The 11,768-nt window shown below is 36.4% G+C and carries 7 protein-coding genes and 5 pseudogenes; 3 read left to right on the top strand and 9 right to left on the bottom strand.

Going from position 1 to position 11,768, the window contains the following annotated elements:
- Together MKL32_RS12225 and MKL32_RS12220 are read left to right on the top strand one after the other, a co-directional pair.
- Positions 1-883 (top strand): annotated as a pseudogene (locus MKL32_RS12225) (IS4-like element ISAba33 family transposase); the annotation flags it as partial.
- Positions 884-1,156: 273 nt separating this feature from the next.
- Positions 1,157-1,345, top strand: a pseudogene (locus tag MKL32_RS12220) (IS4-like element ISAba33 family transposase); the annotation flags it as partial.
- Between the two features lie 48 nt (positions 1,346-1,393).
- Here the strand turns inward: MKL32_RS12220 and MKL32_RS16240 are convergent.
- The 9 genes and pseudogenes from MKL32_RS16240 to MKL32_RS12180 form a co-directional block, all read right to left on the bottom strand.
- A pseudogene (locus tag MKL32_RS16240) lies at positions 1,394-1,654 on the bottom strand (integrase core domain-containing protein); the annotation flags it as partial.
- Position 1,655: 1 nt separating this feature from the next.
- Positions 1,656-2,380 (bottom strand): annotated as a pseudogene (locus MKL32_RS12215) (transposase); the annotation flags it as partial.
- Between the two features lie 127 nt (positions 2,381-2,507).
- The gene (locus MKL32_RS12210; RefSeq protein ID WP_270900606.1) at positions 2,508-3,038 is read right to left on the bottom strand and encodes a hypothetical protein; all 531 of its coding nucleotides are present in this window, start codon (positions 3,036-3,038) and stop codon (positions 2,508-2,510) included.
- Positions 3,031-4,317: an AAA family ATPase gene (locus MKL32_RS12205; protein ID WP_004883665.1), complete on the bottom strand. Its 1,287-nt coding sequence runs from the start codon at positions 4,315-4,317 to the stop codon at positions 3,031-3,033. Before MKL32_RS12205 ends, MKL32_RS12210 begins: the two co-directional genes overlap by 8 nt.
- 402 nt (positions 4,318-4,719) lie before the next feature.
- Positions 4,720-5,814: a hypothetical protein gene (locus tag MKL32_RS12200; protein ID WP_270900605.1), complete on the bottom strand. Its 1,095-nt coding sequence runs from the start codon at positions 5,812-5,814 to the stop codon at positions 4,720-4,722.
- Positions 5,815-6,113: 299 nt separating this feature from the next.
- The gene (locus MKL32_RS12195; protein WP_004883669.1) at positions 6,114-7,196 is read right to left on the bottom strand and encodes a TniQ family protein; all 1,083 of its coding nucleotides are present in this window, start codon (positions 7,194-7,196) and stop codon (positions 6,114-6,116) included.
- Positions 7,193-8,077, bottom strand: coding sequence for a TniB family NTP-binding protein (locus tag MKL32_RS12190; RefSeq protein WP_004883671.1), 885 nt, complete (start codon positions 8,075-8,077; stop codon positions 7,193-7,195). Before MKL32_RS12190 ends, MKL32_RS12195 begins: the two co-directional genes overlap by 4 nt.
- Entirely contained in the window at positions 8,074-9,984 is a 1,911-nt protein-coding gene (locus tag MKL32_RS12185) for a Mu transposase C-terminal domain-containing protein (RefSeq protein ID WP_004883672.1), read from the bottom strand. Before MKL32_RS12185 ends, MKL32_RS12190 begins: the two co-directional genes overlap by 4 nt.
- On the bottom strand, positions 9,968-10,621 hold the full coding sequence (locus MKL32_RS12180; RefSeq protein WP_270900604.1) for a Tn7 transposase TnsA N-terminal domain-containing protein: 654 nt from the start codon (positions 10,619-10,621) through the stop codon (positions 9,968-9,970). The genes MKL32_RS12185 and MKL32_RS12180 overlap by 17 nt, the downstream gene beginning before the upstream one ends.
- 206 nt (positions 10,622-10,827) lie before the next feature.
- On the opposite strand from MKL32_RS12180, the pseudogene MKL32_RS12175 reads away from it, so the two are divergent.
- A pseudogene (locus MKL32_RS12175) lies at positions 10,828-11,478 on the top strand (ATP-binding protein); the annotation flags it as partial.
- Positions 11,479-11,768: the final 290 nt, after the last annotated feature.

The raw sequence follows: 11,768 nt of genomic DNA, 5'->3' as shown, positions 1-11,768 counted from the left end.
ATCTCATCTTAAACAAATATCTAAAGTGGAACAAGTCACATGCAAAATGTTTTACACTGATTATGCTTGCATTAATTGTAAAACAGACATGTAATCTTTCTTCTGCATCTAAAGCCTTACCCATCAAGTGCTTACCACAATCATTTTATCGACGTATACAACGCTTCTTTGCAGGTCAGTATTTCGATTATCGTCAAATTTCTCAGTTAATTTTCAATATATTTTCATTTGATAAAGTCCAATTAACTTTGGATAGAACTAATTGGAAATGGGGAAAACGAGATATCAATATCTTGATGTTAGCCATCGTCTATCGTGGAATAGCGATACCTATTGTTTGGACATTGCTCAATAAACGTGGCAATTCAGATACAAAAGAGCGTATTGCTTTGATTCAACGCTTTATCTCCATTTTTGGTAAAGATCGTATTGTGAATGTGTTCGCAGACAGAGAATTTATCGGTGAGAAATGGTTTACATGGTTAATTGAAAATGACATTCACTTCTGTATACGTGTTAAAAAAACTTTATTGTGACCAATCACTTAGCCAAGAATCATAAAATTAGTGATTTATTTCGTCATCTTCAAGTTGGTCAAACTGAATGTCGTAAACGACGTATTTGGGTTGGTCGAGTGAAACTGTATATTAGTGCGCTACGATTAGAAGATGGAGAACTTTTACTTGTTGTTTCTCCTATGTTTAATGCTTCTGCTATTCGTGATTATGCATTACGCTGGGAAATCGAAACGTTATTTAGTTGTCTCAAAGGACGTGGATTCAATCTTGAAAATACTCGTTTAACAGACCCTAGACGAGTCAAAAAATTGATAGCAGTGCTAGCTATCGGTTTCTGTTGGTGCTATTTAACAGGTGAATGGCAACTGTGTCTGAACAATAAAGTTGTAAACTCAAAAAGACTAAAATCAATAAGTTACAAAAGAAAGTGGCAAATGTTTTAACAATATAATTATATACTGAATCGAGCTTTAGGCTGATTCAACAGCATGAATTTTGACAATATAGTTGTAAACCAATTTTTTTAAATCATTGTTTTAAAATAATTATTGTTTTATAGTTTACAACTATAATGTTATTTTTAAAGTCTTAGTTTAGAGCTTTAATGTTCAGTTTAGGACTTTATTGTCAAAGCACAGCAACATGATCGGAAAAAAGCGATAAAAATAAAGAAGCATGGACGACTTTCAGTAAGTTTATTTCGCTACGGTTTGGACTATGTTCAAATGGCTATTCTACGTTTGATTGGTTTTGGAAAAAAAGAAGAATTTAAGAAAGTGCTAGCAATTTTAAGAAAGAAAAAGCCTGATAGGACAAGGGTCCTATGAAATTTGTCGTGTACAGAGAGCTTATTTATAAGTGATACTCTGCTCTAGTTAAGCTACCTTATTTTGTTGTGGTAGCTGGTCATAGTAAAACTCATCTGGAGTCATTTTGTCCAGACTCGAATGAGGTCGTTTCAAATTATAAAATTCAAAATATGCGTTTAATTGCTTCTTCGCATCCAAAACATTGCTGTAGGCTTTGAGATACACCTCTTCATATTTAACGCTCCGCCATAATCGTTCAACCATCACATTATCAACCCATCGACCTTTACCATCCATGCTGATTTGGATGTCATTTGATTTCAATACATGCTTCAATCGCTAAGCCTTCGCGACGGTAATCATCAATCACATTCAACAAGCGATATTTACGTCCATCAGCAAGCTGATCATGCATAAAATCTAATGACCATACTTGATTTGGACGAGTTGGTTCTTTCAATGGTTCAGGCGCATGTCGTTTTAATCGTCTTCTTGGCTTAATACGTAAATTCAGTGCCAGATCACAGTAAATACGGTAAACACGCTTATGATTCCAACCGCAGTTCTCAACATGGCGTAGATAAGAGAAACACAGACCAAAGCCCCAATCTGTATTTTCTGCGGTGAGTTCAATGAGCTTTGCCGCAATGATTACATTGTCACCACTAAGTTTAGCCTGATAACGATAGCAGGTTTCACTGATACTAAATGCGCGGCAGGCCATACGAATGCTGACGGCATGATAGGTAACGGCTTGTTGTGCCATCTGACGACGACAAGATGGCTTTACCACTTTTTTGACATGGCTTCCTGAATGATTTCAGCTTTGAGCCGCTCTTCAGCATACATCTTTTTTAGCTTGGCATTTTCTGCTTCAAGTTCTTTCAGTCGAGCAATTAATGAGGCATCCATACCGCCATATTTAGCACGCCACTTGTAGAAAGTCGCATTACTCATGCCATGTTCACGGCACAGGGTAGTAACAGGCGTGCCAGACTCCGCCTGTTTCAAAATAGACATGATCTGACTGTCAGTAAATTTAGATGTTTTCATGCAGAATCTCCTGCTCTAATCTTAAGAGAAAATTCTACTTTTACTTCCTTTTATTTTTAGGGGGGATTACCGACCAAACTAAAGTATCTCGACAAATAAGCTAATATAGATTCTTCAAAAAAAGCCTTTAACAGTCTAACTCTGCAAACTCTTCTTTATAAAATTCAACTGGTTCAGTTATTATTTTTGAATAAAAATGACCTAACTCCTCATTCTTTTCTTCCAAACCAAATTTAGGAATATTTGACTCTATGGCATAAGGGTTGAAATATCTGGCTCTAGGTTTTTTATATACAACACAGAAAATATACTCAACATCTTTAGGGCAGAAACCATTTAGTAACTCCTCTTTTAATATCTTTGTCCCGCTTTCAAACTTACGTTTCATTTGAGATTTATCAATATCTGAAGGATTTTGATTTTTAAACTCTATAAAATAAAGCTTTTTATTTCCAACATGGATAGCATCAGGAGATGCAGGCAAGAGACTTTGGTCAAAATTTTGACGTACGTAACTATCAAAATCATAAATAACTCTTAATTTTTCATCTTCACATAAATACTCATTGTTTGTTTTATCAAAGCTTGTTTCTTTTAATGTTGACTCATGACTTTCTAAAGTATTAGATAAAAATTCTTTGATACAATATTTATTCATCTTTTAAAATTTCTCTATCCATTTTTCTAAATACTTCAAATGGCTCAGATAAAACCTGAAATATTTCTTCAAGTTTATCTTTGTTTTGAATTGAATTCTCTTTGGCTAAGTAAAAGCTTGATTCTTTTTCTAAACCTGCTAAATCCGAATATCTTTTAAGCGCCTCTATCATATATGGACTATGTGAAGAAACAAGAATATAAACTCCTTGCTCAGCAAGATCTATTAAAATTTCAGCTAGTTTTAATTGCCATTTTGGGTGTAAATGATTTTCAGGTTCATCAAAGACCAACAATGACTTTTTATTAATAAAATCATTACTAGATAACAATTGAAGAATACCAAATACTTTAATCCCACTAGCAGTATTTCTTATTGGGACTGAGCTTCCTTGATCTTTCTTAAAAATAAAGTCTTTCTCTCTATTGTCATAAATAATTTCACCATTTACAACTTCACGTAATTTTCTTTCAACTAATTTATTTATATTCGTATCAAATAAATCTCCAAATGGAGGTTCTATTAATTTGTCGAATAAATCTTTTGTATGAAATGTTGTATATGGAATTCCTAAATGAGATAGAGTTCGTTTTCTTAAATTAAAAGCCGATTTACTTCTAATTAATAAATCATGATTATTTAGAATTAAAGGAGTTTCAATAAATGTTGCATCCTCTAAAACAATAGGCTCCACATTATTAACTAAATGTATTTTATTTTTAAATATTTTAACTTCAATTAACTTTATATTTTGCTCATAGAGTCCAATAAAGCCTTCATCCTCGCCATCTAATAGTATACGAGAATCGAATTCGGCTACAAAAACCTTATTTAAAGCATTTTCCATTAGTTCACGAGTATCCTCTGGCTTTTCTATCATTGCCAAAATTTTATCTCGTAGATTAATGAATTGATGTAAAGTTTCAGTCTCAAGAAAAGAATTTTTTAACTCATCAATAATTTGATTTAATGCATCTATTTTAGTACTAAAATCATATTCAGAACTTTGTAATGTACGTAGAGTATCGCTTTTAAATTCATAACGCTCATTAGACAAAGTTCTTAAAAAGAAAAATACATTTCTGAACTCTTCTTCTATTCGATATTCTTTCGACTCTTCCAAATCTTCTCTATATCTATTGATGGCTTTTACAAGACAGAATATAACCTTACCAACAGTACTTTTACCATTATCATTTTCACCAGCAATTAGGCTTAATCTAGATAGCTCAAGCTCCGCATCCTTAAGCAATCCTATATTTTTTAATATTAATTTCATTCAATTAAACCCTATTGGTTATACAACATACTTAGTTAGTTATTTCTACTATGGTTAAATATAGTTTTCTTTATACATATCTACATTTACCAATCTGTTCAAAACAAAATCAACCAAGAGATGTCTCCAAATTAAAGATTTATGTACTAGGATACTTTTGAGAGGCTATACCACATCAAAACTACTTGAAATTAAGAAAAGTATTTTCTAGAGGAAAAAGTTAATAATATTAACTCACTTTTCGTCTAGACTTAATTCTATATGGAACAATCAATAACATGATTACATCATCATGTACATTCCATAATTTCAGAATCTTTCCTAAACAAATTTAGACTAAAAGTTTACACTAAAGATATGAGGTTTAATAGGAATTCCGTTAACAAAAATAAGTAATATCAACTATTGTAACCAAGGTAGAACATACGTTTTGCCGTCTTGCAACACTGTACACTGATCTTGATTCACCTCAAATTTGCTTGAAGTCTTGTAAGAACAATCATGAAAATACTGCATGGAAAGCCTAATCCAATCAATAATATGGATTGAATTCTGTTCTTCCCTACTTTTGATAATAAAAACAATCATCTCATTTTCTAGATTCTTCTGTTTCCGTTGTTGAGCCTGAATCTTTTCTTTTTCACTATGTCCACATATTAAGTTCAAATCATAATTTTTGTTCAGATAGTTGATGAACCCTGTTAAAGCGGCTCGTTGACCTGATCTCTCTGCCAAATACATCCCAACCTCAGATTGAGTCGGTATCTGGTTTATTCTCTGCAATAGTAGACCAACAGCAGGTTGTAGAGCCAATCTCACTGATTTTAACGTAGTTCTGCCTGCATAGAGTTTTGCCATGAGTTCAGCTTGATAACCGTTGAACAGATCACAGGCAATAGGTTGGTAAGCAATCTTGGCAAACAAAGCATCTATCCTACACCCCTCAGCTAAATCTGTTTTTTTAGAATCCTGAATGTTTCCTTGATAAAGGATATGTAGCCATTGTTTCACTTTAAGGTATTTTCTCAATCCTTTGGGTTTAAAGTGATGAAGTATCACCTCGTATGAAGGTAGCTCGTTCCAGTATCGAGTGATTTCTACAAAGAAAGGCACATACAACTCAATGGTCAATGTGGCTTTATGATTACCAACATCCTGTAATAGCCATTGAGAGAATTCAATAAAAGCTGCTCTGACCTGTTCAGCAGGAATGGTAAATTTTAGTAGATGGACTCTTTGGTTAAATCGCTTCAACCAACCACAGGAGTCACAGGCACTCCCCATACCCGCAGGTATTTGAATTCCACAGGTCTGACAATCTACCAATCCAACTTCGTGGCATTTCTTACACATCTTGCCATGTTCAGTCTCTATTAATAGGCGATTCTTATGGCATTGGGGACAAGTTTCATAACCCTTCTCTTTTCGATAACATTTGGGACAGATTGAAAGACCCACACCATTCTTTTCAGTTTTGGTTAATTTTGAGGACAGCACACCACAATAACCGCAAGGCTTTTTCTCCCTGAAATATGGGCTGCATGAGTTACAGACAGACCCATACGCTGTGATTTTCCCTATCTCATACCTTTCCTTGCCACATCTGATACAAGGTCTGTTATGACAACAAGCCGAACAAACAGCTTGTTCTTCCTTATAGTGAAGCCGATGGATCTCACCACATTTTGAGCATGGTAGCGGCTTAAACACACGAACATAGCAAGTATGGCAATATCCCTCCCCCTTATAAAAACGATGATATTTAGCAACGGATTTACCACACTGGCTACAATCTTTCATGAGGCTACAATCCTCTGAACTTTACGCTGTAATCTTGCCCACTTCCGCATAACATTCTTCTCAGAAGCAGGCTCATTTCCAAGCTGACGTTTTGAGTAATTCTTACTTTTCAGCTCTAGACTGTTCACCAAAGGAAATAGTGTTTTGGGTAATTTATCCTGCGGAACAACATTTAAAATTGCATTGGCTGTGAGTGAATGTGATTGAGCAACCGCTATAAACGTTTCTAGAGGCTGTCGCAATAAGGTGTAGCAATCCCTCAATAAACCATGTCTCTCAGCAATTGGAAGCCATTCAAACGTTCCTACAGTCCTAGGTAAAACTAATTTCTCTATACAGATATCTAAATCAGCAAAAATATTGGCAAAACGGCCATCCGGATGTGCAGCAGCTTTCCTTAATAGCAAAACAAAGACTTTTGCCACAGAGAACCATTCGGCTGTTAATAAAGGGGTATTCCCATAGTTGGCACAGCCGTGTTGAATTGCAGCTTGGGCTGCCTTCTGGAATGCAGAGTCTGCTTGTATGCCTTTACTGGTTCGCAGATCAAAACCACAGTGATGGCAGATAGACAATACTTGTTCCAAACCTTGCAATTTATGCGGTGAGAAATAGAAATCACATTCAGGGCAGGAATCCTGCAACAGTACCTGATGTTTGGTACACACTGTCGCCCATGCCATTCTCCATTCCTTGCGTAGATAAGGCGTGCCTTCCGCAAGACAATGCGAGCAATACTGCTGACCTACTGATTTCTTACGATTCCTAATACCCTGACACAACACCCATGACCAAATCGCACTCTCAGTATTAAAATCATGAACACATTTTTTTGCCTGATGGATGAGTAGCATTTCATTCAATACATCAATACCCAGTCCTGTTGCCTTGGACAATGCAAATAGATGCTCATATGGTAAATTCCGTTCAAAATCTATCGTCCAGATTCTGTATTTATCCCAGATACACCACGACAACACCATCGGATCACAACCCTGATATAAGGCTGTACGAATTAACCAAGAACTCAATGTCTCATCAATAATAATGGGCGGTGTACGCAAAATGGGAAGCTTCATACTCGTCCCCTTGTAGTAGAAAGGAAATCTTTCTGTGCATTGATTAAATCAATGTCAATGATTTCAGAACCATTGCGTATTGCCTTAATCGCACACCTTGCAAGAAGGTTACTGATATTTCCGAGATTACCCTCAGACTTGTAATAAATGGCTTGTGCCACGCTAGGCTCATGTAAATTAGATTTATTTTTCAAGGGCAATACCTGTTCAAACGACATCAGCATTCTTTGAAAATCAGCATTTAACGGCCATACAGGGAGTTCCGCTACCTCAAACCGACTGGCAAACTGCTTATCGGTAAAAAGGATATTGACTGCATTTCCAGTCCCAACACCCACAATCGGTATTTGTAGCTCATTACATAGCCTTTTTAGGGCATTCATCATTTCACGTTGTTTACGTGCTGTTCCCGTAAACATCGAATGAAACTCATCAATGATAAGCATTTTTACACTGTAGGTACGCATCAAATGCAAAGCCTGTGTATATAGGATTTCCGTAGAGGCAGTTTGCCGATATGGTGCAGCCATTTTCTCTAGGATAGAAATATACAATGCCTTTTCATTTGCCGTACTAGGAGCTTCAATCAGAATGATGGGAATGACCAACTCTAAATCTTCAGTTTCATAGGGTTCTTTATACTTTTCATAGAAATGCTGAATCAGAGTGGTTTTACCGTTATTGGATTCGCCCACAATCATTAAATTGGGCATTCTTGGCCTTTTAGGGAAATTAAATAAATCCTCCAACCGTTGCAAAATATCCTTTGCAGACTGATAGCCAATCCAACGTGCCGTATTAATAAATTCAATTCTTTCAGCATCGGATAAAACCGCAATGTGCTGAAACTTTGGATGGATATGTAAGAAGTTCTGCATCATTGAATATCCTCAAATGGCTGAATAACATCAATATCCAATAATCCATCTATTTTAGGAGTGGCTAGATTTTCAGGACGTTGTTGTTTTTCAATGGGTTCAACTGGCGTAATATTTTTTTGATGGATTTTGCTCCGTTGTCTTATACGTCTCATTTTTTTAGTTTGTGCCTCAGCATTCTCAACAAGCTGTTGCATTTCAATCAAGGTTTCAATGATTTGATGCTCATTGTAGTCCTTGAGACCACGTTCTTTTAACCGTTTTTTACTTGCACGTAACTGCCATAGACTGGTGGATGGCAAGTTCTGATTAGCTACAAGAATTGGAATATAGTTTTTCGTATCAGGATTTAAGAAATAAATAATGGAAATATCACGAGGATCTCTACGGAAGATATATTTACGTGCCTTACCATCCTCTCCCTGTAACCCAATATAAGGAGCAAGTATAAAATCAAAGTATCGAACCCCATCCCAAGTCACACCTGTATTCTGGATAGTACGCTCTTCAAATGGCATGAAATCCAACATCACAGTTTTAGGATTAGCAGGTACATGTGGCAGACCGCAGCCTATCTCATCACCAGTTCCAAAAATTCCATCACGCCATTTACTGGTAGGTGACATATCCAAGGCAGAGTGGATCTCTTTATGATAGATCATCACAATTTGTTGCAGAATCCACCTTTCAGCTTCATCGAATGTCATACAGGCATATTTTTCAGAATCATACTCAGCCCTTTCCTTAGTATTGGAAAAGGTTGTACCTTTTAATCTATGAACTTTTCCCATGAAAGTTCCGACCAAACGCTCAATATGTCCACCATAATTAGGCACTTTAACTGGCCTAAACTCTAGGGTAATGTCATATTCCAGACAAGCTCGTCTCAAGGTTTCCGTGCGAAAATCTGGCCCATTATCCACATGAATCTTTTTAGGAATTCCCCAAACTTTCCACTCACTCTCTATCTCTTTCGCTGCTAACCACTCTTCTTTAGGCAAAACAGCATGCGCTATACACATCGCAACTGAAATTTCGGATGGCGCATCAAGAGATAAGTAATAACCAAGAATCATGCGGCTATACACATCAATGGCAAAAGTAACCCAAGGTCGCCCTATCGACTGTCTATTTACATCATCAACCAACATCAAGTCTACTGGTGTATGATCTATTTGAATCACATCAAGCGGATAAAATACGTTCGGAAACATACCTGCTTTCGGGGAAAATTTATCTTTTGCCTTTTTAGGCTGTCCACGACCATATAAAACAGCTTTAGCTGATACTTCTAGTATTCGCTTACGAACAGAGTTTTGCGTGGGTCTTGGAATATTATTTTGGCTACAGACAATTTTTACCTGCTTAAATACTTCTTGTTGAGATAATCTCTGAGACGATAAATAATATTCCTGAATGACATCATTAATAATTTTGTCTTGTTCGGGCGTTAAACGTGAATTGCCTTCTTGCCACCCCCGTTGTTTTGGTATTAAAGAAGTTACAGTACCTGTAGCCTTATAAGCTCTAAACCATCGATATAAAGTCACATATCCCAGACCTTTTTCTTTTGCATAATCCTCAATCTCTTTTCGCCCTACAATCTCTCGATTAAGTAATGGTAAAATCAGGTTATACCTATGTTCAGCTTCTTTCCAATCATCAGACTCAATATTGTTTAAGTCTGGATAATTCATCTCTACTGGATGATTTGCTTTTGTCAGAGATAGAAGGGGTAAAACCTCTATCCTACCAGTCTCGGCACACTGGCATTCAATATATGAAAAATCAATCTGCCGTTTGATCTTATAAGTCTTACCACTGGGTATATGGATAACTGATGACCCAATGGAGAAATCCAGTTGTTCCCGATTCAGGGAAATCGGATTGTCTTTAGAATGATTTTCCATATCCACCTACCTCAATCATTGAATTCTTATTTAGAGGTAGGGATAGGTCTGTCACCAATACCCTTTTTGCCAGAAGCTGCCATAACAATTGGGACTGTCTGGTATGTTGAGCAACAGGAAACTGAACCAAATAATCTGCAACTGAGATCATTCCTGAACGATGAATAAAATCATAAGCTTTCTGCATTTCCTGTTCATTAAAAGCAGTTCTTTTAAAACTATTCAGGATTTTAATATTTTCTAATTCTTGTCCACGAATTCTAGACTCATCATAGATATGAAATAAAAAATTGCGTTCTTTTGCCCATCGAGCTGCTGCTTTCCATTTTATGCGCCAAATTCGCCAATTCTCTCGCCATTTACTTTCTGGTTTTACTTCAACCAGCATCCCACTTTTGGTGCAGTTCTGAAATAACACTAAATAATCTGGATGATATTCATAGTTGCACCCATTCAGGGCAAAAGGAATTGAAACTGGTTGTGAGATGATTTCAATCACATTGTCATCAAATTCATGGAGCATAACAAAGTCACGTTCCAAAGATGATTCGTAAGGAATAGAAGCCGTGTTTCTAAAAGAGTAGTATCCAGAAACACTGCATCTGGTTGGGCCAATCTTTCTAACAGATTTATACATGGCACTCTCTTTATGTTTATTTTTTATACAGATTAGCACCTTTTTTCTTATGAAAACGCAGTTTTAACAATGTTTCACTTATTTCTGGTATTTTTTAACGATTTTTCATCTATTTCGGGTATTTTTGTTTTATCTATTTCTGAACTGTTAACGAAAAATAAAGCTTTGAGATAGGTGTTGTTTCATTTATTTCTGATTCTCACAGAGGCTCTCAACCAAAACCAGGAGAAATTACGCTTGCTCATCGCGGTGTTTTGTTTTTAGATGAATTACCTGAATTCGACCGCAAAGTGCTTGAAGTTCTGCGCCAACCTTTAGAGTCTAAAGAAATCGTAATTTCTCGCGCGGCGAGACAAATGACCTTCCCTGCAAATTTTCAGTTTATCGCTGCAATGAATCCATGCCCTTGTGGATATGCATTTAATCAAGATAGTCGTTGTCAGTGTTCGCCTGAAAGTATTCAACGTTATCAAAATCGAATTTCAGGTCCACTTTTGGATCGAATTGATCTGCATATCGATGTTCCACCCTTGCAAGCTCAAGAACTACAAGACCAAAAACCCTCAGAAAACTCTGAAACTGTTCGTCATCGAGTGATAAAAGCATATCAACAACAAATCAAAAGACAGCAATGCTTAAACCAAGCGCTTTCACCTCAACTTTTGGATCAACATGCTCGTTTAGACGAGGGATCTGCAAAAATTATTGAAATAGCACAACAAAGATTAAATCTTTCTGCCCGTGCTTATCATCGGGTACTTCGCGTTGCAAGAACGATTGCTGACTTAGCTGAGAGTGACATGATATCTAGCTCACATTTAACGGAAGCCTTGTCTTATCGAGGTAGCAATAGCTAAAAAGCGACCTAATGGCACTACTGTCCCATAGTTTGCTCTAAATAAAAAAACCTGAGTCTAAATAGTTAAAATATGAGTGCAAACAAACACTTTAACTATAAAGGAATCAGGTTTTGTCACATCAGAATACCGTATTTCATCAATTACTCAAACCCATTCTAAGACAAGATTTTGAACGTCTGGCTAAACTGCACCTTAGCGACTAAAGGGATTATTGCGGATGAATGTATTGAATTGAGCAGTGCGTATGCCAAGAAAAGAGGCGCACCTGAATTATTAAGACGTATAGA

This window comes from Acinetobacter sp. AOR34_HL, assembly GCF_027854795.1.
Lineage (GTDB): Bacteria > Pseudomonadota > Gammaproteobacteria > Pseudomonadales > Moraxellaceae > Acinetobacter > Acinetobacter junii.
This window is presented reverse-complemented; position numbering and strand designations above follow the sequence as displayed.